Genomic DNA, 24,942 nt, shown 5'->3' with positions numbered 1-24,942 from the left:
CCCCGGGATCATCCGGCGGAATGCAGGACCCGCTCATCGGTGCTCACGAACGCGGCCAGGTCCTCGGCCAGGGCCGTGTTCACCTCGGCCCGCTGTGCGTTGAGGTAGAAGTGGCCGCCCGGGAAGGTACGGAGGCGGAAGGCGCCGTCCGTGGCACGGGCCCAGGCGGCGGCCTCCTCGGCCGTCACCTGCGGGTCGGCGTCCCCGGTGAGCACGCTGACGGGGCAGCGCAGCCGTGCGCCCGGCCGGGGCGTGTACGTCTCCACCGCCGTGTAGTCGCCGCGCAGCACCGGCAGCGCCATCGCGGCGATGTCCGGGTCGGCGAGCAGGGCGGCGTTGCCGCGGTCCAGACGCACGGCCTCCTCGACGATCCCCGCGTCGTCCCGCAGGTGGACCGTCTCGTGGCGGACCGTGCCCGGCCCGCGGCGCCCCGACAGGACCAGGCCGAGGACCCGCTCCCCGTCCGCCCCGGCCTCCAGCCGCCGCGCGGTCTCGTAGGCGAGCGTCGAGCCCATGCTGTGGCCGAAGAAGACCAGCGGGCCCTCGACGCAGGAGGACAGGACCCGCGTGATCTCGTCCGCGAGGGCGTGCAGGTCCGTACGGACGGGCTCGGCCCGGCGGTCCTGGCGGCCCGGGTACTGGAGCGACAGCACCCGCACCCCGGGCGACATCGCCTCGGAGAGCGGGCGGAAGCTGCTCGCGGCCCCGCCCGCGTAGGGGAAGCAGACGAGGGTGGGCCCGCCCTCCGGAGCCGGGTGGTACTGCCTGAGCCACAGGTCGTGCAGATCCTGGGGGTCCGCCATGGGGAAGGATCCGTTTCTCTCGGCCGTCGGGCGGCTCGCGCCGCACCTCTCGGCCCCTACGCCACCAGCCCCCGCTCGAAAGCCGCCGGGAAGCCGCTCAGGCCCCGTCCTCGTGCGGCCGGAGCACGTCCCGCAGCACCCCGCGCGGCAGGCCGCGCTGCCGGCGCTCGCGCGGGTAGCCGATGGACACCTCGTCGAAGCGGACCCCGTCGTAGTACGTCGTCCGGGGGATGTGCAGGTGCCCGTACACCACCGCCGCCGCCCGGTAGCGCACGTGCCAGTCCGCCGTGAGGGTCGTCCCGCACCACTGCGCGAACTGCGGGTAGTGCAGCACGTCCGTGGGCTCCCGGACCGTGGGGTAGTGGTTGACCAGGACGGTCGGCAGCGACGGGTCCACCGCGTCCAGGCGGGCCGCCGTCGCCGCCACCCGGGCCCGGCACCAGCTGTCGGCGTCCGGGTACGGGTCGTTGTGCAGCAGGAACTCGTCCGTGCACACCACCCCCGACTCGTGGGCGGCGGCCAGGGACTGTTCCTTCGTCAGCCCCGGCGCCCGGAACGAGTAGTCGTAGTGCGTGAACAGCGGGGCGACGGCCACCGGGCCGCCCTCGCCCTCCCACACCGCGTACGGGTCCTCCGGCGTGAGCACGCCCAGACTCCGGCACATCTCCACGAGGTACCGGTAACGGGCCTCCCCGCGCAGGGAGACCTCGTCGTCCTTCGGCGTCCACAGGTCGTGGTTGCCCGGCGTCCACACCACCCGCTCGAAACGGTCCCGCAGCAGGCCCAGCGCCCACTCGATCTCGGACACCGTCTCGCTGACGTCCCCCGCCACCAGCAGCCAGTCCCGCGGGGACCCCGGCACGATCTGCTCCTCGACCAGCCGCCGGTTCTCCGCGTGGACCACGTGCAGATCGGACACGGCGAGCAGCCGCCCGGCCGCCGCCGTCACAGGGCCACCTTCCGCAGCCAGCCGTCCACGGTGGCCGCCACCGCGCCCGCGTCCGCGCCCAGCAGCGAGTAGTGGTCGCCGGACACCTCCGCCACGTGGTCGGCGTACTCCCAGCCGCCCGTCCCCGAGCCCGCCGTCGCGGACGCCCGCACCAGCAGCGTCGGCGCCGCCGCCGGCTCCGGCGTCCAGTCGGCGAACACCCGCAGGTGGCCGCCCATCGCGAGGAACCGCCCGTCGTCGGGCACCCCCGGCGGTCCGTCCGGGCCGAGCAGACGCTCCGTCAGCACCGCCAGCCCCTGCCGGCCCTCCGCCCGTGCGTACGTGTCGAGCAGCACCACCGCCGCCGCCTCCCGGCCGATCTCCAGTAGTTCCCGGGCCACGGCGTGCGCGATCCAGCCGCCCGACGAGTGCCCCAGCAGCACGGGCCGCTCCGGCCCCGCCGCCTCGGCCACGGCCTCGGCCTGCGACCGTACCAGCGCCTGCCGACTGCGCGGCAGCACCCCCTCGCCCGCGAAACCGGGGTGCTCCAGCACCGTCAGGCCCCGGACGCCGTCCAGCGCGGCGGCCAGCGCCAGGTACTCGTGCGGCCCGCAGGCCGCGCCCAGCGACGGGAACGCGAACACCCGCCCCGCGCCCTCCCGGTGCGCGGCCAGCTCCACCGGGGCCGGCCAGTGCTCCACCCCGCCGCGCGACGCGTAGCCGGGCAGCAGCTCGGCCGCCGCCATCAGCAGCGCCGCGCCCTCGGCGGTACGGCCCTGCGCGTGCGCTCCGCGCAGCAGCCCGGCGAAGGTCCCGCCCGTCGCCGCCGCCGTTCCCCCGCGCGGCGCAAGCCCGTCGCCGTCCCGCCTGTTGGCCGCCCGGCGCGGCCGTACGGGGACCAGGGTGCGCAGCAGCGCCGGTACGGGCCGGCCCGCGTCCCGCAGCGGGGAGGCGTCGGCGCGGGCGGAGACCAGCGTCAGGCTCCGGGCGAGCGCGTGCCCGAGCGGCCCCGCCCCCGCCGCCCCGGCCAGCGGCACCAGGCCCGCCGGGACGCCCTCGGGGTCCGCGCCCCAGCCCAGTACGGCCGCCGGCAGCCCGGCCGCGCGGCGGCGGGCGGCCAGCGCGGTGAGGAACGCGCCCAGGACGGCGGTCTCCTCGGCGCAGCCCGAACCGACCGCGCCGCCGACGGTGGTGACGAACGCCAGCGGGGTCGTGTGCCCGTCCAGGGCGAGCGCGGCGTCCACCGCGGCCTCCAGTGACGGCCCGTCCGGCCCGGCCAGGTGGACGATGGCCGCGGCCTCCTCGCCGGGCCCCGCCAGCCGCACGCCGTGCCCCTCGACCAGCTGCCGGGCGGCCTCCTCGGCGCACGGCCCGTCGGAGGCGCCACTCAGCCGCACCGACTCCGGGCCCCATCCGGCCGCGGCGACCCCCGCCGGGGACGGTTCGGCCCGTACCAGCCGGCGGGCGTAGGCGACTCCGTCGCGCAGCGCCAGCTCCGGCTCCTCACCGCCCAGCGCCCGCACCAGGGCCTTGCGGCTCGCATCGCTGTCGTCCACGTCCACCAGCACCAGGCGGCGCGTGCCCTCCTCGGCGAGCCACGCCTGTACGGAGCGCACGAAGCCGCGTACGGCCGCGCCCGCCAGATCGGGGACGTCCTCCCCGGGCAGCACCGCCTCGGCGCCGCTCGTCACGACGGCGAGCGCCGCACCGGCGCACCGCCGGTCGGCGAGCCAGGCGCCGACGAGCCCGCGGACCTCCGCCACGGCGTCCCGCACCTGCGGCCCGGACACCTCCCGCGGCGCGCCGGCCCGCGTCAGCGGGGCCAGGACCAGCTCCGGCGGCTCCCCGGCGGCCAGCAGGGCCGCCAGCCCCGGGTACGCGGGGGCCCCGTCGCAGTCCGGCAGCACCGACGGGCCCCGCCCGCCGTCGCCCGGTACGCCGACCAGCGCCCGGCTCACCCCGGACGCCGCGGCGGGCCCCTCGGCGGCCCGCTCCCACACCAGGTGCAACGGGGTGACGGGCCGTCCGCCCCGCCCGCCCGGGTCCGGCGCGGCCGACAGGGTCACGGTCGCGGCCGCCACCGGCCCGCCCTCGGCGTCGGCGAGCTCCAGCCCCACCACCCCGAACGCCCCGCGCACCGCCCGCACCCGCAGGCAGGAGGCGCCCGTCGCGTACAGGGCCGTACCGCTCCAGGCGAGCGGCGCGAGCGGCTCCGCACCGGCGGCCCGTACGGGGTGCAGCGCTGCCTCCAGCAGGGCCGGGTGCAGCACGAACTCCCCGGCCCGCTCGTACGGGCCCCGCGCCAGCGCGGCCTCGGCGAAGAACTCCTCGCCCCGGCGCCAGGCCCGCTCCAGGGCGGGGTGCTCCCCGTCCACGTCCAGCGGTTCGGCGTCCGGCGGCGGCCACGGCGAGAGCCGGTCGAAGGACGGCGGCCGCCCGGGGGCCAGGACCGCCGTCAGGTGCCGTACCCACGGCTCCTCCCCGGCCGCCGCCTCCGGCCGCGAGGACACGGTCAGCCGGCGCCGGCCCGCCTCGTCCGGGGCCAGCACCAGCAGCTGCAGCCGTACGCCGCCCCGCCCGGGCAGCACCAGCGGGGCCTCGGCGGCCGCCTCCGCGACCTCCGGCAGGCCGACGGCCCCGCCCGCCGCCAGGGCCGCCTCCACGAGCGCCTCGACGGGCACCGCGCCGCCCGCCGGCCAGGGGTGGCTGCGCGCGGAGACCGTACCGGTGAACAGCACGGCGCCGGCCTCCGGCAGGTCCAGGCGGAACGCGGCCAGCGGATGCCCCGTCGCCGTCATCCAGGACGTGCCCGCGCCCCCGCCCGCCGGGGTCGCCGTCTCCTCCGGCGGGGACGGCTCGTGCGGGAAGGCGGGGCCGGGCAGGTCGCACGCGGACGGGCCGGCGGGGATCCCCAGCGGGAGCGCGGCGAGGGCGCCGTGCGCGTACAGGGTCGCGGTCGCGGTGAGCAGCGTCCGCACCTCGTCCCCCTGCCGCCGCAGGGACGGCACCAGGACGGCGCCCGCGCCGGCGTCGGCGAGGCAGGCGCCGGCCATGGCGGTCAGCGGGCCGTCGGGGCCCAGCTCCAGGAAGGCGGAGGCGCCTTCGGCCTCCAGGGTCCGGACGGCGTCGAGGAAGCGGACGGTCTCACGGAGGTGCGCGGCCCAGTAGCCGGGCCGCGCGACCTCGTCGGTGACCAGACCGCCCGTCAGGGCCGACACGAAGGCGATCCGCGGCCGGCGGAAGTCCAGGCCCGCGAGGACGGCGCGGAACTCCTCCACCACCGGATCCATGAGGGGGGAGTGGAAGGCGTGGCCCACCCGCAGGGCCTTGGACTTCACGTCCCGCTCGGCCAGCCGCGCGACCACGCCGGAGACGGCCTTGCGGGCGCCGGACACCACGACGGCGTTCGGCCCGTTGACCGCGGCGAGGGCCACGCCCGGCACCAGCAGCGGGGCGACCTGCTCCTCGCCCGCCTGGACGGAGACCATGGCCCCGCCCCCGGGCAGCGCCTCCATCAGCTTCCCGCGCGCGGTGACGAGTACGGCGGCGTCCTCCAGCGACAGCACACCGGCCACGTGCGCGGCGGCGATCTCGCCCGCCGAGTGCCCGCCGACGAACTTCGGCACCACACCCCAGGACTCCACGAGCCGGTACAGCGCCACCTCGACGGCGAACAGGGCCGGCTGCGCGGTCCCGGCCCGCTCCAGCGCTCCGGCGTCCCCGCCGAAGACGAGTTCCCTCACCCCGCCGCCCAGCGCCGCGCACACCTCGTCGAACGCGCCGGCGAACACCGGGAACGCCTCGTACAGCCCCCGGCCCATCCCCGGCCGCTGGCTGCCCTGCCCGGTGAACAGGACGGCCAGGTCCCGTTCCCGCGTCGCGGTGCCGCGCACCAGCCCCGCCGCCCGCCGGTCCCGGGCGAGCGTGTCCAGTCCCCGGGCCAGCTCCTCGCGGCCGGCGGCGAGGACCACCGCCCGGTGCTCGAAGGCCGTACCGGAGCCGGACAGGGCCCGGCTCAGCTCGGCCGGGGCGGTGGCGGCCGCCGCGTTCCCGTCCAGCCAGGCGCGCAGCCGCCGGGCCTGCGCGCGCAGGGCGTCGGGCGTGGTGCCGGAGACGGCGTACGGGAGCGGACGCGTTTCTTCGGCCATCGCTGCGTGTTCACCGATCCGTAGTGCGACGAGGACGTGCGGGGGAGATGGTGCCCACCCCTGGTGGAGGCGCACTGGAGAGCCGCTGAACCCGGCCGTGCGGATCGGCCCGCCCTTGAGGGACGGCGGATACGAAGTCCCCCAAATCGGGCCCCGACGAAGGGAGATGAGAGCATGTCGGAAGGGCGGCTGATCATGCGCTGGTCATGCGCTGGTCATGCCATGGGAGACGAAAGGTCATCAGCAATGGAGAATTCCGCCGACGGCGTGTACGACGTGGTCATCCTCGGTGGCGGTAGCGGGGGCTACTCCTGCGCCCTGCGCGCGACCCAGCTCGGCCTGGACGTCGTCCTCATCGAGAAGGGCAAGCTGGGCGGCACCTGCCTGCACAACGGCTGCATCCCGACCAAGGCCCTCCTGCACGCCGGCGAGGTCGCCGACGAGCTGCGCCGCAGCGAGTCCTACGGGGTCAAGGCCACCTTCGGCGGCGTGGACATAGCCGGGGTGCACGCCTACAAGGACGGCGTCATCTCCGGCCTCTACAAGGGCCTCCAGGGCATGCTGAAGTCGCGCAAGACCCTCACCCTCGTGGAGGGCGAGGGCCGCCTCGTCTCCCCGACCGAGGTCGAGGTGGACGGCGTCCGCTACCGGGGCCGCCACATCGTCCTCGCCACCGGCTCCCAGCCGCGCTCGCTGCCGGGCCTCGACATCGACGGCGACCGGATCATCTCCTCGGACCACGCGCTGTTCCTCGACCGGATCCCCGAGTCGGCGATCATCCTCGGCGGCGGAGTCATCGGCGTCGAGTTCGCCTCCGCCTGGAAGTCCTTCGGCGTGGACGTCACCGTCGTCGAGGGCCTGCCCCACCTGGTGCCCGCCGAGGACGTCGACATCTCGAAGTCCCTGGAACGCGCCTTCCGCAAGCGGAAGATCAAGTTCGAGCTGGGCTCGCGCTTCTCCGGCGTCGAGTACACCGAGACGGGCGTACGGGTCTCCCTGGAGAACGGCAAGCAGATCGAGGCCGAGCTGCTCCTCGTCGCCGTCGGCCGCGGCCCGGTCTCCGCCGGCCTCGGCTACGAGGAGGCGGGCGTCACCGTCGAACGCGGCCACGTCGTCGTCGACGAGCTGCTGCGCACCGGCCTGCCGACCGTCTCCGCCGTCGGCGACCTGATCCCGACCCTCCAGCTGGCCCACGTCGGCTTCGCCGAGGGCATCCTGGTCGCCGAGCGCCTCGCCGGCCTGCCCGTGACCCCGGTCGACTACGACGGCGTCGCCCGCGTCACCTACTGCGAGCCGGAGATCGCCTCCGTCGGCCTCACCGAGGCGAGGGCCAAGGAGCTCTACGGCGAGGACAAGGTCGTGGTCTCCAAGTTCAACGCCGGCAGCACCGGCAAGAGCAAGATCCTGAAGACGGCCGGCGACGTCAAGCTCGTCCAGGTCCTCGACGGTCCCGTCGTCGGCCTGCACATGATCGGCTCCCGCGTGAGCGAGCAGATCGGCGAGGCCCAGCTCATCTTCAACTGGCAGGCCCTGCCGTCGGAGGTGGCGAGCCTCATCCACGCCCACCCGACCCAGACGGAGGCCCTGGGCGAGGCCCACCTGGCCCTCGCGGGCAAGCCGCTGCACGTCCACGGCTGAGGCAACGGCCGACAACCCGCCAAACGGACGGGCCGGGAACCACTTCCCGGCCCGTCCGGGGTTTTCGGCGAAAGCCGCTGGTACGGCACCCGTACGGATGCCAGGATCACTGCGCGCGCGGGCGCGGGGCCCGCCGGTATCCAGCCACCAGGGTGAGGACGCATCCCATGAACCCGGACCACGGCGTGACCCAGGCACACGGCACATCCCCCGGCGGCACCGCAACCGGCACCGCCGGCAGGGCGCCCACCCTCCTCCTCGGACTCTCCACCGTCCTCATCGGCCTGATGGCGGGTCTGTTCTTCGCCTTCGACATCTCGGTGATGCCGGGCCTGGCCGCCGGCGACGACCGGACCTACGTCACCGCCATGCGGAACTTCAACGCCGCCATCGACGGCAACGGCCTCTTCGGCGCCGTCTTCCTCCTCGCGCTGCTCGCCACCGCCGCCGCGGCCTTCGTCGAGCACCGCAAGGGCAGACGGGGACCCGCGGTGTGGGCGGGCGCCGCGGCCGTCGCCTACCTCGTCGTCCTGGTGATCACCTTCGCGGTGAACATTCCGCTGAACAACGAGCTCGCGGGCGGGGGCGACGTGGCGAAGCTGACCGACTTCGCGGTCGTGGACAAGTTCAAGGGCACCTGGGTCACCACGAACGTCCTGCGCACCCTGCTCTGCACCGCCGCCCTCACGGCCCTGATCCGGGCCCTCCTCCTCCACGGCCGCGCCACCGCCCGCTGACCCGGCCGGGGGCCCGGCCCGGGCCCCCGGCACGCTACCCGTGCAGGGCCAGGGCCCACACCAGCAGCCCGAACGCCACCGTGCACAGCACCGTCCGCCCCACGTTCGCCCGGACCCACGGCCCCTCGAACGCGCGGCGCACGGCCCCCGGGTCGGCGATCCGGTCCACCGGGCCCGCCTGCGCCAGGGCGTTGTTGAGCGGGATGTTCACCCGGCCCGTGACGAGCATCGCGAGGACGTACGCCACGAACGCCCCGATCAGCGGCACCAGTGCCCCGCGCCCGCCCCCGGCCGCCAGGTGCAGGGCCAGGGCGAGCGCGGTGAACACCAGCGCCCCCAGATAGCCCAGCAGGAACCAGCCGTTGAGGATCGCCACGTTGATCCGCTGCATCGTCTCGACGACCGTCCGGTCGCCGGAGGCCCGCAGGCCCGGCATGACCGCCACCGAGAACCCGTAGAAGAGGCCGCTGACCAGCCCCATGGTGATCGTCGCCGCGATGAGTGCCGCGAACCGTGCCGTCTCCATGCAGGTCTCCCGTTCTGTTCCACTCCCGCGCGCCGGTCCGATCCTACGGGCGAGAACCCGCCACGCACCGCCCCAACCCCCCTCTCCCGCAAGCGAGATGGCACCTCCTCAGGCGCCCGGCCAGGGGGTACCCTCCCGCCTTGGGCCCGCACGCCCGCCCGTGACGCTGGAGAGGAACCAGACGTGACCGACCCGAAGCACAGGCTGGACGCACTGAGGGCCGACATCGAGCGCCGCAACCCCGCCCAGCCCGAGTTCCACCAGGCCGTACGCGAGGTCCTGGACACCCTGGCCCCGGTGTTCGCGGCACGCCCCGAGTACGCCGAGGCCGGCCTCGTCGAGCGGCTCGTGGAGCCCGAGCGGCAGATCATCTTCCGGGTGCCGTGGACGGACGACCGCGGCCGGGTCCGGGTGAACCGCGGCTACCGGGTCGAGTTCAACAGCGCGCTCGGCCCGTACAAGGGCGGCCTGCGCTTCCACCCGTCGGTGGACATCGGCGTGGTGAAGTTCCTCGGCTTCGAGCAGATCTTCAAGAACGCCCTGACCGGCCTGGGCATCGGCGGCGGCAAGGGCGGCAGCGACTTCGACCCGCACGGCGCGTCGGACGCCGAGGTCATGCGCTTCTGCCAGTCCTTCATGACCGAGCTCCACCGCCACATCGGCGAGCACACCGACGTCCCGGCCGGGGACATCGGCGTCGGCGGCCGCGAGATCGGCTACCTGTTCGGCCAGTACCGCCGCATCACCAACCGCTGGGAGGCCGGCGTCCTGACCGGCAAGGGCCAGGGCTGGGGCGGCTCCGCGATCCGCCCGGAGGCCACCGGGTACGGCAGCGTCCTGTTCGCCGCCGAGATGCTGGCGGTCCGGGGCGTCTCCCTGGACGGCCTCACCGCCGTGGTCTCCGGCTCCGGGAACGTCGCCCTGTACACCGTCGAGAAGCTCCAGCAGCTCGGCGCCAACCCGCTGACCTGCTCCGACTCACAGGGCTACGTGGTCGACGACAAGGGCATCGACCTCGCCCTCCTGCGCCAGATCAAGGAGGTCGAACGGGGCCGCGTCAGCGAGTACGCCGCCCGCCGCGGCCCCTCGGCCCGCTTCGTCCCCGGCGGCCGGGTCTGGGAGGTCCCGGCGGACGTGGCCTTCCCGTCGGCGACCCAGAACGAACTGGGGGCCGACGACGCCCGCGCCCTCATCGGCAACGGCGTCAAGGCGGTCTCGGAGGGCGCCAACATGCCCACCACCCCCGAGGCGGTGCAGCTCTTCCAGTCCGCGGGCGTCGCCTTCGGCCCGGGCAAGGCGGCCAACGCGGGCGGGGTGGCGGTCAGCGCCCTGGAGATGTCCCAGAACGCGGGCCGCGCGGCCTGGACCCGCGACCGGGTGGAGGACGAACTGGCCGCCATCATGCGGGAGATCCACCGGGTCGCCCACGAGACGGCCTCCCGCTACGGCGCCCCGGGCGACTACGTGACGGGCGCGAACATCGCGGGCTTCGAACGCGTGGCGGACGCGATGCTGGCCCAGGGCGTCATCTGACCCTGCCGCTGCCGGGCCCGCCATCCCCTTCCGTGGGGCGCGGGCCCGGGGCGCGGTCTCCCGCGCCCCGGTCGGCCCCGCTCGGCCGACGGTCCACTACCCACGCGTAACCTGGCCTCCCACCACCCCGCGACAGGGAGTTACCGCGTGCTGACCGCCCTAGACGGCACGTACGGCGACCGCGCCGACGCCATCGCCGTAGCCGGCCGTACCGCCTCGTACGAGCAACTGCTCGGCGCCGCGCGCGCCGTGGCCGCCGACGTCGCCGGCGCCACCGCCTTCGCCGTCACGGCGACCGCCTCCCTCGAAACCGTCGCCGCAGCCGTCGGCGGACTCCTCGCCGGAGTGCCCTTCGTACCGCTGCCCCCCGACGCCGGCCCCGCCGAACGCGAGCACATCCTCCGGGACTCCGGCGCCGCCCTGACCACCGTCGACTTCTCCCGCCGCGCCGCCGCCGCGCCGGGCGGGGCCGCGGGACCGCAGGACCCCGCCCTGATCCTGTACACCTCCGGCACCACCGGCCCCCCGAAGGGCGTGGTCCTCACCGCCGCCGCCCTCGCCGCCGACCTCGACGCGCTCGCCGCGGCCTGGCAGTGGACCGCCGAGGACACCCTCGTGCACGGCCTCCCGCTGTTCCACGTCCACGGCCTCGTCCTCGGCGTGCTCGGCGCCCTCCGCACCGGGAGCCGCCTCGTGCACACCGGCCGCCCGACCCCACAGGCGTACGCCGCCGCGGGCGGCAGCCTCTACTTCGGGGTGCCGACCGTGTGGTCCCGCATCGCCGCCGAACCCGCGGCCGCCGCCGCGCTGTCCGGGGCCCGCCTCCTCGTCTCCGGCAGCGCCGCCCTCCCCGCGCCCGTCTTCCGGGACCTGGAGCGCCTCACCGGCCACCGCCCCGTCGAGCGGTACGGGATGACCGAGACGCTGATCACCGTCAGCGGCCGCGCGGGCGGCGAGGTCCGCCCCGGCACCGTCGGCACCCCGCTGCCCGGCATCCGCACCCGCATCGCCGCCGAACCGGGCGCCGAGATCGGCGAACTCCAGCTGACCGGGCCGACGCTGTTCGCCGGGTACCTGGGCCGCCCCGAGGCGACGGCGGCCGCGTACACCGAGGACGGCTGGTTCCGCACGGGCGACATCGCGGCCATCGACCCTGAGGACGGGGTCCACCGCATCGTCGGCCGGGCCTCCATCGACATGATCAAGTCCGGCGGCTACCGGATCGGCGCGGGCGAGATCGAGAACGCCCTGCTCGACCACCCGAAGGTGAGCGAGGCGGCCGTCGTCGGCGTCCCGGACGCGGACCTCGGGCAGCGCATCGTGGCCTTCGTCGTCGCCGAGGGCGTCACGGGCGCCGAGCTGACCGACTTCGTGGCCGCCCACCTGTCGGTGCACAAGCGCCCGCGCGAGGTCCGCTTCGTCGCGTCCATCCCGCGCAACGCCATGGGCAAGCCGCAGAAGAAACTCCTGCTGACGGACGAGTAGCCCGGCCTCAGTGCGCCCCGCCGCGTACCGACAGGTGCCGGGCGAGCACCTCCAGGGCTTCGGTCACCTCAGGGAGCCGCTCGGCACCGGCCTCGCCCAGGGCGCGGGCGAGGGCCTCCTCCACCTTGGACGCCCCCGCGGCCCGTACGGCGGCCACCCGCGCGGAGACCCCGGGCGCCTGCCGCACCAGGGTCCGGCGGCGGTCGGCGGGGTCGGGGGCCGTCTCCACCGAGCCGGCCTCGCGCAGGCGGGCGACGGCGCCCGAGACCTGGCTCTGCGGCAGGCCCGTGCGCTGCGCCGTCTCGCCGACGGTGGTGTCCGGGTGCGCGGCGATGTCCCCGGCGACGATGACGACGGAGCGCGTGCCGCCCGCGTACTGGCCGGGTCCGCCGGGGGGTTCGGGCAGGGCTTCCTCGCCGAGCTTCATCAGGGCCCGGCCCAGCAGGAACAGTTCGATTCCATCCACCCGCCCCAAGTTACATCAGAAGAGATTCATCGAAATATATCCATCTGGATTGATGCATCGATCTTGATGCATCTCTTTCGATGGGTTAGCTTGGTTGCAGGGCGCCGGACGAAAGGGCCGCGCCGACCACGCGAAGGAGTCACCGTCACCATGTCCAGCCTCCAGGTCCCCGGCGCCACCCTGCACTACCGACTCCAGGGCTCCGGGCCGCTGTTGCTCATCTCCCAGAGCGGCGAGGGCGACGCCGACCGCACCGTCGACCTCGTCCCGCACCTCACCGACACGTTCACCGTCCTGACCTACGACCGCCGGGGCCTGTCCCGCAGCCGCCTGGAGGAGCCCGACCGGACCACCTCCCTCGCCGAGCACGCCGAGGACGTCCGCCGGCTGCTCGACGCCGTCACGGACGAGCCCGCCCTGATGCTCGGCTGCAGCCTGGGCGCCGTCATCGGGCTGCACGTCGCCGTCCGGCACCCCGGCCGGCTCTCCGCCCTCATCGCCCACGAACCGGTCGCCCCGCGCCTGCTGCCCGCCGCCGAGCGCGCATGGCACGAGGCGGAGCTCGCCGAGCTGCAGCACGTCCACCGCACCGCCGGACTTCCCGCGACCGTGCGGGAGGCCGCCCGGATGCTCGGCATAGACACCAGCGGCAAGGACTCCGAACCGGGCCTCACCCCGCAGCCGCTGAACGAACAGCGCCGCGCCAACTTCGCCTACTTCGTCGAGCACGACTTCTCGGCGATCATCCAGGACACCCTCGACCCCGCCGCCCTGACGGCCACCCCGACCCGCATCATCCCGGCCGTCGGCGCCACGACCCCCTCCACCGTCTTCGACCTCGCCTGCGCCGCCGCACTGGCGGACCTGGTGGACGAGGAGATACGGACCTTCCCCGGCGGCCACAACGGCAACACCAGCCACCCCAAGGCCTACGCCGAGCGCCTGCGCGACCTTCTGACCGCCCCCTGCTGACCGCGACCTGACGCGGCGTCATCGTGCGGGAATTGTCGTAGGCAAGGCCGGTTGGGCGTCAATAAATTGACGCGCATGGACCAAACGGCTGGCGACTCCAGCATCGATCACCGCGCCCTCGCAGCGGCTTCCGTCACCGTCGCGCTGTGGGCCTCCGCGTTCGTCTCCATCCGCGCCTCGGCGGAACACTACGGGCCCGGCGCGCTCGCGCTGGGCCGCCTCCTGACGGCCTCGGTCGCGCTGGGCGTCGTACTGCTGGTCAAGCGGGTGCCGCTGCCGCCCCGCCAGGCCTGGCCCGGGATCCTGGCGTCCGGGGTGCTGTGGTTCGGGCTGTACATGGTGACGCTGAACTGGGGCGAGCAGGGAGTCGACGCCGGCACCGCCGCCATGGTCGTCAACATCGGCCCGATTGTCATCGCCCTGCTCAGCGGCTGGCTGCTCAAGGAGGGGTTCCCGCCGATGCTGCTGGCCGGGATGGGCGTCTCCTTCGCCGGGGCCGTCGTCGTGGGGATGTCCACCTCCAAGGGCGGCACCTCCTCCCTGACCGGAGTGCTCCTCTGCCTGGTCGCGGCGCTCGCCTACGGGGCCGGGGTGGTCTCCCAGAAGCCCGCGCTGCGGCACGCGGACCCGATCCAGGTCACCACGTACGGCTGCTTCGTGGGCATGGCCTGCACCCTCCCGTTCGCCGGCCAGCTGCTCACCCAGCTCCCCGAGGCACCCCTGTCGGCCACCCTCAACATGGTCTACCTCGGCCTCTTCCCGACGGCCCTCGCCTTCACCACCTGGACCTACGCCCTGTCCCGCACCACGGCGGGCAAGATGGGCGCCACGACGTACGCGGTCCCGGCGGTGGTGGTCCTGATCGCCTGGTTCGCCCTGGACGAGATCCCGGCCTGGCTCACCCTCGTGGGCGGCGCCATCTGCCTCACAGGCGTAGCCGTCTCCCGCAGGCGCCCGACGGGGAGGGGCCGGCGGGTGGAGGTGTCGCGGTAGCGGGTGGTGGGGCGGGGTCGGGGGTCGGCGGGGTTTTGGTTGGGCGGTCTCAGGGAGGGGCTGGGGGCTTCCCGTCAGTCCCACTGTCCTTCCGGTTCGGGCCGCCCTGTCAAGGGCGCTCCCTTCGGTCGCGTCGCTTCGCGATGTCGCTGCGCTCCACCCTTGACAGCCCGTCCCGCCCCGGAAAGACAAGGACTGTCGGGAAGCCCCCAGAGGAACGGTCCGGTCGATCCTTGACCATCCGGCTCCCTCAGCGATGAGGCGAGCAGACCGGGTCCGGCAGACCGGGCATCCGACCCCTCCGGATCCTGATTCGGGACCAGGGCCCGCCCCAGATCGCTACGCGCTCCTCATATCTCTGCGTCCGGCGGCCGTCTGGGGTCATCCCTCGGGGTCGAGCTGGTGCTCGGCCCAGACGTACGTTTCGGGCAGCAAGTCGGCGATGGGAACGGCTCGGACGCGGTCGTCCTTGCCGACGATGACCTTGAGGGTGGGGAAGTAGTCGAGGAGGACCTGCCGGCACCGGCCGCACGGCGGGACGACGCCCCGTTCGCGGTCGCCCACGGCGACTATGGTCTCCAGCTCGTAGGCGCCCTGGGCGGCTGCCGTGCCGATGAGGACCAGCTCGGCACAGGGGCCGCCGGTGAAGTGGTAGGCGTTCACCGCGGTGATGATCCGGCCGTCCTGGGCGCGGGCCGCGGCGGCCATGGTGTGGTTGTCCCCCCGGCAGCGCGTACGGGCGACGTGCGCTGCGGCCTGGACGAGTTCGTGGTCGACGGAGTGGTTCTGCGTGCTCATCAGGCGACCTTGACCCAGCCTGATGAGTGCGGCAAGCCAAATATCGCCCGACACGGCCCGTCTGGTCTTCCGGAGACCCTCCTGATCGCCCTCGGCTGCGGGTATCAGCCCAGGACGGCCGCTGGACGCCGAAATATGGGCAGCGCGTAGCGATCTGGGGCGCCTGGCGGGCCCCGAGGACTATCTCCTCGTCCTGGGGTGCGGGTACAAGCCCAAGACGGCCGCCGGACGCCGAGACGAGTGGAGCGCGTAGCGATCTGGGGCGCTTGGCGGGTCCGGAGGACGATTTCATCGTCCTTGGGTGCGGGGATCGGCCCCAGACGGGCGGCGGACGCCGAAATCTGGGCAGCGCGTAGCGATCTGGGGCGTCGGGCGGGCCCTGGTCCGGAATCAGGATCTGGAGGGGCCGGATGCCCGGTCTGCCGGGCCCGATCTGCTCGCCTCATCGCTGAGGGAGCCGGATGGTCAATGAACAACCGTCCCGTTCCTTTGGGGTTTTCCCGGCAGTCTTTGTCGTTTCGTGGCGGGACGGGCTGTCAAGGGTGGCCGAAGGCCATCGCGAAGCGACGCGACGAAGGAGCGCCCTTGACAGGCCGGCCCGACGCGGAAGGACGATGAGACTGACGGGAAAGCCCCAACCCCTCCCTGAGATCGCCCCGCCGGGATTCCGACCCCCCCGCGACACCCGTCACTGCACCTTCGGGAAGGCGGTGCGCAGGGCCGAGCCGCGGGTGGTGAGGGCGATGCGGAGGACCGGGAGCATGCAGAGCGTCTGCATCGCCGCGTACCACCACGGGCAGACGCCCGGGATCAGGTCGACGCCGATGATCGCGACCGGGAAGACGACCGAGACGCCGCGCAGACGGTCGAAGGCCCGGCGGGAGCCCTGGGAGGCGGAGACGGTCAGGCGGTGGAGCAGTACCGCGATGAAGGGCAGCAGGATCGCGCGGATCCACATGAACGGGTTGACCATGTGCCCCGTGCTCGCGACCACGACCACCGCCACGAAGGCGGCGGCGGTGAGGGCCCCGTAGACCTTGACCCCGCCCCGGGTCGCGCCGAAGGCGGCCCGCGCGGCGGGGGCGTTGAGGAGGGCCGGGGTGGTGTCGTCGGAGGCCTTCGCGTTCGTCTTCGTCTTCATGCCCACGACGCTACGAAGCCCCCCGCACGGCCGGTATCCGCCTGGGCCCACAGAGGGGTGGGGCCAGCCCCACCCCCCCATTAAGCCGGGAGGCTGCGGCCTCCCCGCAGGGCACAGTGGGGAGTCCGGAAGGGAAGTGAGGGGGAGTCATGGGACCGGTGGGGTCGTGGGTGGTACGTGCCGGCGCAGGCTTCGGGCGGGCGTGTGTCGGGGCGGTCGTCTGTCTGCTGGTGCCGGGGGTGTGGGCCGCCGCCGTGGGGCTGGGGGTGTGGTGCGGGGCGGAGCACCCGTGGTCGTGGATCGGGCCCGCCGTGATCGTGTGCGTGGGGACGGTCGGCCTGGCCCGGCCCGTGTGCCGGACGGTGCGGTCCCTCGTCGCGCGGTGGACCGGTACCGGGATCCCCGACGGGTACCGGCAGCCCGGGCCGGTGACGCAGCTGTCCACCGGGTACTGGTGGAACGGCTTCAGCTACGAACGCAGCCGCCGGGACGCCGTCATGGACCAGCGGATGCGGCTGTGGTGGAGCGACCCTGCCACCTGGCGTGACCTGCGGTTCGTCCTCGTCGCGCCGGTCACCGCCGGGGTGGTGGCCGCCCTTCCGCCGGCCGCGGTGACGGCCGGGGGACTCGGTCTCGGGCAGGCGGCGGCCGTCCCCCGCCCCGTCGGCGGGCTCGCCCTGGTCCTGGCCGTCGCCGTCGCCCCGTACGCCTGGCGGGCCGTCGAGAAGGTGGCCGTACGGTTCCTGCGCCCCTCGCCCGCGATGGTGCTCGCGGAGCGCGTCGACGAGCTGACCGCCCAGCGCGCGGACGCCACCGTCGCGCAGGCCGCCGAGATCCGACGGATCGAGCGGGACCTGCACGACGGCGCGCAGGCCCGCCTCGTGGCCCTCGGGCTCGCCCTGGCCACCGCCGAGGCGCTGATGGACCGGGACCCCCGGCAGGCCAAGGCCCTGATGCGGGAGGCCCGGGCCGGTGCCACCGCCTCGCTGACCGAACTGCGCGAGCTGATCAGGGGCATCAGCCCGCCGGTGCTGAGCGAGCGCGGGCTCGTCGACGCCGTCCGCGCGCTCGCGCTGGACGTCCCCCTCGACGTGGCCGTCAGCGCCGCCGGCCCGCTGCGCCTGGACCCGCCCATCGAGTCCGCCGTCTACTTCGGCATCGCCGAGCTGCTCACCAACGCCGTCAAGCACGCCGGGGCGAGCCGCGCGCGGGTCTCCCTCGTGCGGGACGACACCGGCCTCGTCGTGGAGGTCGAGGACGACGGCCGGGGCGGGGCCGACGCCCGGCCCGGCGGCGGGCTCGCGGGACTGCGCCGCCGCCTCGCCGTCTTCGACGGCACGCTCGGGATCACCAGTCCCGCCGGAGGCCCGACCCGTGTCAGGATGGCCGTGCCATGCGAGTAGCCGTAGCCGAAGACCTCTACCTCCTGCGTGACGGGATGGTCCGCCTGATCGAGGCGTTCGGGCACGAGGTGGTGGCCACGGCCGCCACCGGCCCGGAGACGCTCGAAGCGCTGCGGACGCACCGCCCGGACGTGTCCGTCGTCGACGTCCGCATGCCCCCGGACCAGTCGGACGAGGGCCTGCGCGCGGCCCTGGCCGCCCGCGCCGAGATCCCCGGGCTGCCGGTCCTCATCCTCTCCCAGCACGTCGAGCAGCTGTACGCCCGCGAGCTGCTGGCCGACGGCTCCGGCGGCGTCGGCTACCTCCTCAAGGAGAGCGTGTTCGACGCCGAGCAGTTCATCGGCTCCCTGGAACGCGTCGCGGCGGGCGGGACCGCCATGGACCCGGCCGTGATCGCGAAGCTGCTGTCCGGCAGCGCCCCCGACCGGGGGCTGGGTCAGCTCACCGAACGCGAGTACGCGGTGCTGGGCCTGATGGCCGAGGGCCTGTCCAACCAGGCCATCGGGCGCCGCCTCTTCCTCAGCGAGGGCGCCATCAGCAAGTACACGACCTCCCTGTTCGGCAAGCTCGGCATCACGGACGACGACGACGACACCAACCGCCGCGTCCGCGCCGTCCTCACCTACCTCAACAAGACCTAGCGGGCGGCCGGTCCGTCAGGGGGCCGCCCTCCGCCCGCCGGGCCCCCGCGGTCACACCACGTACGTGGTCTCGTTGCGCCCCAGGAGGTAACCGAGCTGTAATCGGTTGTGCGCGCCGAGTTCCTGCTTGATGGCGGCGATATGGGCCTGGAGGGAGCGCTCGCTGATCCCTATGCGGCGCGCGATGGCCTTGTCCGAGTAACCTTCCACCAGCAGTCGGCTGATCGACTCCCGGATCGCCGGGACCACCTCGTCGGCCGCCTTCGCGGCGTGGAGGGGGACGAAGGGAAAGGGTTTCGCCCGGTCCCAGGCCTTGTCGAACGTGTCGCGGAGAAATCGTACGATAGTCGGTTCGGTAATCGAGATCGCCGTGGTACGGTCCTCGTTCGCGGAAATGAAGGCCACGTCGTCCACGATGATCAAACGGTCGAAGAATTCTTCGAGCGTTCGGACCTGGGCACCATATTCCGTGACGGCGCGGACGTATTCCTTCGTCGCCTCGTCGAATCTCGTGGTGTGCTGATACAGGGTCCGCATGGCGATCCCCGCCGAGATTTGCCGGCGTACGGATTCCAGCGCGTCCTTCAGCACCGCGCTGGGCCGCGCCCCGTCGGGCTGGGCGGTGAGGATGTCCCGCCGGACCGATCCCAGGGCCTCGTTGATCGCCGTCGAGATGCTGCCCAGGCCGTGCAGGTACCGCACGCCGGGGCCGACCACCTCCTCGGCCGGGGTCTCCATCGCCGCGGCGGGGGCGGGGCGCGCCGCCTGCTGTGCGGCTTCCTGCGCCAGCAGGCCCAGGTGCGTTGCGAGTTCCCGCAAGAAGGCCTGCGGTTCCCCCGCGGCGGCCTTGCACAGCTCCTCAGGTGCACCGCTCTGTGCGGTTTTGACGTATTTGACTACGTCCACTACCCACCCCTGTCTGTCCGGTATGGAGCTGTTTGCGGCGGTTGAGACCCCGTGGGTTCCCGCAATGCGTAAACCGGAGCCATCGTAGGTCTAGTTCCTCTCAAGCGGGCAGGGGAGATTTGGTCTCACCGCAGGAACGAACACCGAGAAGGCGCACCGGAGATCAGGACCACCCGGATACCGCCTCGGTTTGGCGTTCCTGGAATGTCCACACACGAAACAACCCGAGGGGACTGGGCAAAATGGGGAAGAACCGCATGGTGACTCGTCCGGCCAACCGTGTTTCGGGAATCCGCGGACGCGTGGTTCTCGCGACGGCCGGCGTGGCCCTCGGGCTGGGCACGGCGGTCGCCGGCTTCGCCACCCAGGCCACCGAGAGCGCCTCCCCCGCGGGCTCCGTCAGCCACCTGCGCTCCGGCGACGTGGGCTGGAACCGCGTGAACCCGCACGTCGTCGCCGGTGCGGCCGATGAGGCGGGCGACGTCGGCTGGAACAACCCGCAGCCCGTCACCACCCCCGCGCCCACCCCCACGTCGAGCGACGACGTTGGCTGGAACTGATCCCCCGCCGACGCCCCTTCCTGCACTGCATCACCTCCCGCCACTGACCGACCGGCAAAGGAATGGCTGATCCTCGTGGTTGCCTCCCCCTGGTTCCTGACCTCCGAGACCGCCGCGGGCCATGACCTCGACGCCGTCCGCGTCTACTGCTTTCCGCACGCCGGCGGGAACCCCCGGACCTTCCTCGGCTGGCAGCCCGCGCTGGAGCCCGACGCGCTGATCGCCGCCGTCTGCCCGCCCGGCCGCGGCCACCGCTTCCGCGAGCCGGCCCCCGCCTCCCTCGGCGCCCTCGCCGACGGAGCCGCGGCCGCCATCGCCCTCGCCGACGCCGCCGGCCGGCGGCCGTTCCTCCTCTTCGGCCACAGCTTCGGCGCGGCCCTGGCCTTCGAGGTGGCCCGCCGGCTGGACGGCGTACGCGGCTTCGCCGGCCTCGTCGCCTCCGGGTGCGCGGCCCCCTCCCTGCTGCCCACCCCCCGCGTGGTCGAGGCGGCCCGCCTGGAGGGCCGCGCCTTCACCGAGGCCGTCGGCTTCTTCGGCGGGCTGCCGCCCGAGGTGATGCACGACGAGGCCGTGCAGGAACTCCTCCTGCCGCCCCTGAGGGCCGACTTCCGCATGGTCGCCGCCCACCGCTACCGCCCGGGCCCCCCGCTGACCGTCCCGGTCACCCTGCTCAACGGCACGGACGACCCGCACGTCGGCCCCGCCGCACTGGACCCCTGGACCCGCGAATGCGCCGCCCGGCCCGCACGCCACTGGGCGGTCGGCGGCCACTTCTACTTCGAGGACCGGCCGGACGCCGCGACCTCCCTCCTGCGTTCCCTCGCCCGGGCGGCCGCCGCGGCCGCGGAGCTGACGAAGCCGGTCGCCTCCGGATCAATCGCCCCTGGTGATGAGTACGTTGAGCTGATCTGACGGCCCGCCCGACGTACGACAGCACCCCTGCGAGGACCCCTCATGAGCCACACCACCCCCAGCAGCGACCCCGCCGCCCGACTCCGGCGCGGCGAGGCCTTCCGGGACCTGCACACCGGCCCCGGCCCCTTCGTCGTCCCCAACCCCTGGGACGCCGGCACCGCCCGCATCCTGGCCTCCTTCGGCTTCGCCGCCCTCGCCACCACCGGCGCGGGCCTCGCCCACAGCCTCGGCCGCCCCGACGGGGCCGATCAGCTGACCCGCGCCGAGCTCCTCGCCAACGCCGCCGCCCTCGTGGACGCCACCGGACTGCCCGTCACCGCCGACCTGGAGAGCGGCTTCGGCGAGCGGCCCGAGGACGTCGCCGAGACCATCCGCCTCGCCGCCGAAGCCGGCCTCGCCGGCGGCTCGATCGAGGACGCCACCGGCCGCCCCGAGGACCCGCTGCGGCCGCTGGACGAGGCCGTCGAGCGGGTCGCCGCCGCCGTGGAGGCCGCCAAGGGGCTCGACTTCCCCTTCACCGTCACCGCCCGCGCCGAGAACTTCTTCCTGGGCCGGCCCGACCTCGACGACACCATCCGCCGCCTGCGGGCGTACGAGGCCGCCGGCGCCGACGTGCTCTACGCCCCGGCCCTGCCCGACGCCGAGGCGATCCGCGCCGTCTGCGCCGCCGTCTCCCGGCCCGTCAACGTCCTGATGACCGGCGCCCTGAAGCTGTCCGTCGCCGACCTCGGCGCCCTCGGCGTCCGCCGGATCAGCACCGGCTCCGCCCTCTCCCGCGCCGCGCTCGGCGCCCTCACCCGCGCCGCCCGCGAGATCACGGAGTCGGGCACCTTCGGCTTCGGCGCGGACGCCCTCCCGTACGCCGAGGCCAACGCCCTCCTGGCCGCACCGCCCGCCACCGCGCCCGTGCCCGCCGCCACCGGTTCCGCCGCCCCCGCCCCGACCGCCCCGTCCGCCGCCGACCGAGAGAGCGATCCGGCACCGTGAGCCTTCCCTACACGACACCCAGCGCGCCCGCCGGGCCCGCCGGCCCCGGGGCCCGGCCGGCCCCGGCCGCCGTCCACCTGTCCGCGCCCCGCTACGTCCTCGGCGAACTCCGCTCCGACCACACCACCGTCGAGGGCCTGCGCGAGCGGGCCCGCCGGTTCGGCATGCCGCCCCGCGCCGACCTGTGGGGCTGGGGCGCGGTCCACCGCACCGCCAAGTCCCTGGAGACCCTCGCCGCCGAGACCGCCCGCGCCACCCTCGACGCCGCCGGCGCCGCCCCGGCCGACGTGGACTGCCTCATCCTGTGCTCCACCCGCTTCCCCGGCGGCCCCCGCACCCACGGGGCCTTCGTCGAGAACGTCATGGCCGCCACCGGCCTCGGCGCCGCCGCCTTCACCGGCCTCACCCTCGGCCGCTGCGCCAACCTCCTCGCCGGGATCCGCACCGGACAGGCGTACGTGGCCTCCGGCATGCACCGCACGGTCATGGTCATCACCACCGACCGGATCACCGACGAGTCCGCCCGCATGGAGAACTACGCCCTCTTCAGCGACGGCGCCGCCTCCTGCCTGATCAGCGCCGGCCCCCTCGGCCCCGACGCCTACGAGATCGTCGCGGGCGCCGGCGCCCAGGACCCGGCCGGACTCGACTGGTCCAACGAGATCAGCTCCGACCTGGCCCGCGAGGTCAACGAACGGATCCTCGACGAGGCCGGCATGAAGATCGACGACATCCGGGGGGTGTTCCACGCCAACCTCTACAAGCCCCTCGTCGTCCTCAAGGAGCGCCAGGCCGGCTTCACCCGCGAGCAGCTCTTCCTGGACAACATCCCGCGCCTGGGCCACTGCTTCGCCGCCGACCCGCTCATCAACCTCGTCGACCGCGCCCGGGACGGAGCCCTGCGGCCCCACGGCCACTACCTGCTGGCGTCGAGCGTCCCGGGCGTACGGATCGCCGTCCTGCTCCGCGCCCTCCCGACGGCCGCGCGCACCCCCGAGGACCCGCCCGAAACGACCGGGGCCGCCCCCGAACCCGCAACCGCAGCCGCCCCCGAAGGATCCCTGGCATGAGCGCGTCCATCACCCCCGACGAGGAAACCTCCCTCGACATGGCGCGCAGCTTCTACGCGCCCGCCTTCGCCCTCCCCGACCTCACCACCTCCCTGCCCGCCGGCCCCTTCGAGGCCTCCCCGCAAGGCGCCGCCGAAGCCTCCCGGATCACCGCCGGGCCGCCCGCCGACCTCTTCCGGCGCCTGATCGCCGACCAGGAGAGCGAAGCCGTCCTGCTCGCCGCCCGCCGCGTCCTGGCCGCCTTCCTGACCGCCGAGGCCGAGGCCGAGGACCGGGGCGAGGACGACGGGCTCGCGGCCGGCTCCGACGCCGACGCCGTCGCCGCCCACGTCCTGGCCGCCCGCACCGAACTCGCCGCCGTCCTCACCCCGCTGCGCACCCACCCCGACCCGGAGGTCCGCGCCGCCGTCCTGCGCCAGCGCGCCCCCCTCGCGCTGACCGGGGGCTGCTGGCTGGACACCCTCTCCCAGGCCGCCACCCAGCCCGCCGAGATCGTCGGCCGCCTCTTCGGCCAGCACTGGCTGCTCCAGGGCGAGGGAGTCTCCGAGGCCGGCCTGCTCGGCCGCCGCCGCAGGGCCCTCATCGCCCAGGGCGTCCACCTGCCCGGCGTGGAGTCCGCCGCCTTCCTCGACGCGGCCGGCGCCCGCCCGCTCACCGCCCTGCACGGCGCCTTCCACCTGGCCCTGTCCCGGCTGCCCGCCTCCTTCCTCCCCGAGGTCGTCGGCGTCCACTACGCCGCCCACGCCCTCGGCCTCGACGAACTCCTCCTCGGCACCGGGCCGATGCTCACCGAGAGCGACGTCCGGCCCGTGCTCGCCGCCTACCTCGCCTTCACCGAGGAGTCCCCGACCGGCCCCGCCGACCGCCGCCGCGCGCTGGCCGCCGTACGCCTCCTGCTGCGCCTGGAGCGCGAGCACACCGCCGCCCTCGCCGAGCTCGCCGCCTGGCACGACGGGCTCTCGCTCGACGCGAAGGTCGCCCGGATCGTCGAACGGCACGCCCCGCACGCCGGCCGCCAGCACCGTGCCGTACGCCTGGGCACCCGCGGGCTCACCGACTGGCTCGACACCGGGGAGCTCGACGCCGCCGCCTTCGTCCGCGAACTGCGCGGCTCCCGCCAACTGAAGCCCGCCCGCGACGGCGGCCCCTGCCGCTTCCTGAAGGCCATCAAGTTCGGCGGCCCCATGTTCGGCATCTTCGACGAGCGCGAGGCCGCCGTCCTCACCGCCTGGGCCCGCGCCATCGCCGACGGCGAGCCCGCCGGCGCGGACCTCACCCCCGCCACCGCCGGGGACGCGCCCGCCCGCACCTGGAGCCGGCGGCTCGCCGACGCCGACCCCGCCGACATCCTCGTGGGCGAGCCCGAAGGCCCCGAGGACCACCGCCGGTTCTTCCACCGGCTGGTCAACTTCGAACGCCACCCCAGCGTGCTGCCGCTCGCCCGCGCCCGCGCCGAGGCCGGCCTCGCCGAGGCCGAGATCCTCTTCGAGCACGGGGCCGAGGGCCTGCTCACCGACGCCTCCTGGTTCCCGTACACGCCCGAAGCCCTGCTGGATCGGGTCGAACGGATCTACTGGGACAAGCTCGTGGACCCCTACGAGCCGCTCACCGAGATCCCCTCCCGCGACGAGGTCGTCTTCGAGCAGTCCACGTACGCCCTCGGCAGCCTCATCGACGGCACCTGGGCCCACCGCGTCGGCAACCTCGGCCGCCGCGGCCGCCGCAGCGACGACATGCTCTTCGCCATCTACGCGGACGAGATGGGCCGCGGCGACATGGACAAGAACCACATCACGCTCATCCACAAGGTCCTGGCCAGCATGGACATGGACCTGCCGCACATCCGGCAGGAGGCCTTCCTGCACCAGGGCGACCTGCCGGACCACCTGTACGGCTTCTCCGTCCACCAGCTGTGCCTGTCGCTCTTCCCCGACAGCCTCTACAACGAGATCCTCGGCTACAACCTGGGCATCGAGATGTTCGGCCTCGGCGCGATGCGGATGCGCGAGATCCAGAAACTGCGCCGTCACGGCCTCGACGTCTCCTATGAAGAGGCCCACCTGTCCATCGACAACTTCTCCGCCGGCCACGCCCGCCAGTCCGCGGACATCGTCGTCGCCTACCTCGACGAGGTACGGCACCTCTCCGGCGAGGAGGCCGTCCAGCGCGAATGGCGGCGGATCTGGCGCGGCTACGCCTCCTTCGCCTTCTTCATCGAGCACGCCCTCGTCAAGCGGGTGCGCGCGGCCGGGGCCGAGGACGCCGACGCCCCCGCCGAACTGGTCATCTGAG

The 24,942-nt window shown here is 74.3% G+C and carries 21 protein-coding genes; 13 read left to right on the top strand and 8 right to left on the bottom strand.

The features are described 5' to 3' along the window. Positions 1-8: 8 nt before the first annotated feature. The 3 genes from AB0F18_RS03495 to AB0F18_RS03485 all read right to left on the bottom strand — a co-directional run bounded on the left by AB0F18_RS03495 (position 9) and on the right by AB0F18_RS03485 (position 5,879). A complete protein-coding gene (locus tag AB0F18_RS03495; protein WP_362054534.1) occupies positions 9-803 on the bottom strand; it encodes an alpha/beta fold hydrolase in 795 nt (264 codons plus the stop codon). Positions 804-900: 97 nt separating this feature from the next. Beyond that, positions 901-1,752 (bottom strand): metallophosphoesterase, encoded by an 852-nt coding sequence (locus tag AB0F18_RS03490; protein WP_362054531.1) that lies wholly within the window; start codon positions 1,750-1,752, stop codon positions 901-903. Beyond that, complete coding sequence (locus AB0F18_RS03485) at positions 1,749-5,879, bottom strand: acyltransferase domain-containing protein (protein WP_362054528.1); 4,131 nt, start codon at positions 5,877-5,879, stop codon at positions 1,749-1,751. The genes AB0F18_RS03490 and AB0F18_RS03485 overlap by 4 nt, the downstream gene beginning before the upstream one ends. 246 nt (positions 5,880-6,125) lie before the next feature. On the opposite strand from AB0F18_RS03485, the gene lpdA reads away from it, so the two are divergent. Together lpdA and AB0F18_RS03475 are read left to right on the top strand one after the other, a co-directional pair. After that, positions 6,126-7,517: a dihydrolipoyl dehydrogenase gene (lpdA, locus tag AB0F18_RS03480; RefSeq protein ID WP_362054525.1), complete on the top strand. Its 1,392-nt coding sequence runs from the start codon at positions 6,126-6,128 to the stop codon at positions 7,515-7,517. Positions 7,518-7,684: 167 nt separating this feature from the next. After that, positions 7,685-8,254 (top strand): DUF1772 domain-containing protein, encoded by a 570-nt coding sequence (locus AB0F18_RS03475; protein ID WP_362054522.1) that lies wholly within the window; start codon positions 7,685-7,687, stop codon positions 8,252-8,254. Between the two features lie 34 nt (positions 8,255-8,288). On the opposite strand, the gene AB0F18_RS03470 is transcribed toward AB0F18_RS03475, so the two are convergent. After that, positions 8,289-8,780: an anthrone oxygenase family protein gene (locus AB0F18_RS03470; protein ID WP_362054519.1), complete on the bottom strand. Its 492-nt coding sequence runs from the start codon at positions 8,778-8,780 to the stop codon at positions 8,289-8,291. A 183-nt stretch (positions 8,781-8,963) separates the two neighbouring features. Between AB0F18_RS03470 and gdhA the strand changes: the two genes are divergently transcribed. After that, positions 8,964-10,313, top strand: coding sequence for an NADP-specific glutamate dehydrogenase (gdhA, locus tag AB0F18_RS03465; RefSeq protein WP_362054516.1), 1,350 nt, complete (start codon positions 8,964-8,966; stop codon positions 10,311-10,313). Between the two features lie 147 nt (positions 10,314-10,460). Next, the gene (locus tag AB0F18_RS03460) at positions 10,461-11,798 is read left to right on the top strand and encodes an AMP-binding protein (RefSeq protein WP_362054513.1); all 1,338 of its coding nucleotides are present in this window, start codon (positions 10,461-10,463) and stop codon (positions 11,796-11,798) included. Positions 11,799-11,805: 7 nt separating this feature from the next. Here AB0F18_RS03460 and AB0F18_RS03455 read toward each other — a convergent pair whose 3' ends face one another. Continuing rightward, a complete protein-coding gene (locus AB0F18_RS03455; RefSeq protein ID WP_362054742.1) occupies positions 11,806-12,225 on the bottom strand; it encodes a MarR family transcriptional regulator in 420 nt (139 codons plus the stop codon). Between the two features lie 189 nt (positions 12,226-12,414). Here AB0F18_RS03455 and AB0F18_RS03450 point away from each other — a divergent pair, with 189 nt between their 5' ends. Next, the gene (locus tag AB0F18_RS03450) at positions 12,415-13,236 is read left to right on the top strand and encodes an alpha/beta hydrolase (RefSeq protein WP_362054510.1); all 822 of its coding nucleotides are present in this window, start codon (positions 12,415-12,417) and stop codon (positions 13,234-13,236) included. Between the two features lie 75 nt (positions 13,237-13,311). After that, positions 13,312-14,229, top strand: a complete 918-nt coding sequence (locus AB0F18_RS03445; RefSeq protein WP_362054507.1) for a DMT family transporter — start codon at positions 13,312-13,314, stop codon at positions 14,227-14,229. Between the two features lie 381 nt (positions 14,230-14,610). Here AB0F18_RS03445 and AB0F18_RS03440 read toward each other — a convergent pair whose 3' ends face one another. Together AB0F18_RS03440 and AB0F18_RS03435 are read right to left on the bottom strand one after the other, a co-directional pair. Continuing rightward, positions 14,611-15,027, bottom strand: a complete 417-nt coding sequence (locus tag AB0F18_RS03440; RefSeq protein ID WP_362054505.1) for a cytidine deaminase — start codon at positions 15,025-15,027, stop codon at positions 14,611-14,613. A gap of 688 nt (positions 15,028-15,715) precedes the next feature. Continuing rightward, complete coding sequence (locus AB0F18_RS03435; RefSeq protein ID WP_362054502.1) at positions 15,716-16,168, bottom strand: hypothetical protein; 453 nt, start codon at positions 16,166-16,168, stop codon at positions 15,716-15,718. Between the two features lie 149 nt (positions 16,169-16,317). On the opposite strand from AB0F18_RS03435, the gene AB0F18_RS03430 reads away from it, so the two are divergent. After that, complete coding sequence (locus tag AB0F18_RS03430) at positions 16,318-17,571, top strand: sensor histidine kinase (RefSeq protein WP_362054499.1); 1,254 nt, start codon at positions 16,318-16,320, stop codon at positions 17,569-17,571. Beyond that, positions 17,562-18,212, top strand: coding sequence for a response regulator transcription factor (locus AB0F18_RS03425; RefSeq protein WP_362054496.1), 651 nt, complete (start codon positions 17,562-17,564; stop codon positions 18,210-18,212). Before AB0F18_RS03430 ends, AB0F18_RS03425 begins: the two co-directional genes overlap by 10 nt. 51 nt (positions 18,213-18,263) lie before the next feature. On the opposite strand, the gene AB0F18_RS03420 is transcribed toward AB0F18_RS03425, so the two are convergent. Then, the gene (locus AB0F18_RS03420) at positions 18,264-19,118 is read right to left on the bottom strand and encodes a helix-turn-helix transcriptional regulator (RefSeq protein ID WP_362054493.1); all 855 of its coding nucleotides are present in this window, start codon (positions 19,116-19,118) and stop codon (positions 18,264-18,266) included. A 302-nt stretch (positions 19,119-19,420) separates the two neighbouring features. On the opposite strand from AB0F18_RS03420, the gene AB0F18_RS03415 reads away from it, so the two are divergent. The 5 genes from AB0F18_RS03415 (at position 19,421) to AB0F18_RS03395 (ending at position 24,941) form a co-directional block, all read left to right on the top strand. Continuing rightward, a complete protein-coding gene (locus tag AB0F18_RS03415) occupies positions 19,421-19,678 on the top strand; it encodes a hypothetical protein (protein WP_362054490.1) in 258 nt (85 codons plus the stop codon). Between the two features lie 75 nt (positions 19,679-19,753). Then, the gene (locus AB0F18_RS03410; protein ID WP_362054487.1) at positions 19,754-20,590 is read left to right on the top strand and encodes an alpha/beta fold hydrolase; all 837 of its coding nucleotides are present in this window, start codon (positions 19,754-19,756) and stop codon (positions 20,588-20,590) included. Between the two features lie 42 nt (positions 20,591-20,632). Next, on the top strand, positions 20,633-21,580 hold the full coding sequence (locus tag AB0F18_RS03405) for an isocitrate lyase/phosphoenolpyruvate mutase family protein (protein ID WP_362054484.1): 948 nt from the start codon (positions 20,633-20,635) through the stop codon (positions 21,578-21,580). Further along, entirely contained in the window at positions 21,577-22,650 is a 1,074-nt protein-coding gene (locus AB0F18_RS03400; protein WP_362054482.1) for a 3-oxoacyl-ACP synthase, read from the top strand. Before AB0F18_RS03405 ends, AB0F18_RS03400 begins: the two co-directional genes overlap by 4 nt. Then, positions 22,647-24,941 carry an iron-containing redox enzyme family protein gene (locus tag AB0F18_RS03395; RefSeq protein ID WP_362054479.1) on the top strand — a complete coding sequence of 765 codons (2,295 nt, stop codon included), beginning with the start codon at positions 22,647-22,649 and terminating at the stop codon, positions 24,939-24,941. Before AB0F18_RS03400 ends, AB0F18_RS03395 begins: the two co-directional genes overlap by 4 nt. Position 24,942: the final 1 nt, after the last annotated feature.

It is taken from the genome of Streptomyces sp. NPDC029216, from assembly GCF_040648015.1.
In the GTDB taxonomy this organism is placed as follows: domain Bacteria; phylum Actinomycetota; class Actinomycetes; order Streptomycetales; family Streptomycetaceae; genus Streptomyces.
This window is presented reverse-complemented; position numbering and strand designations above follow the sequence as displayed.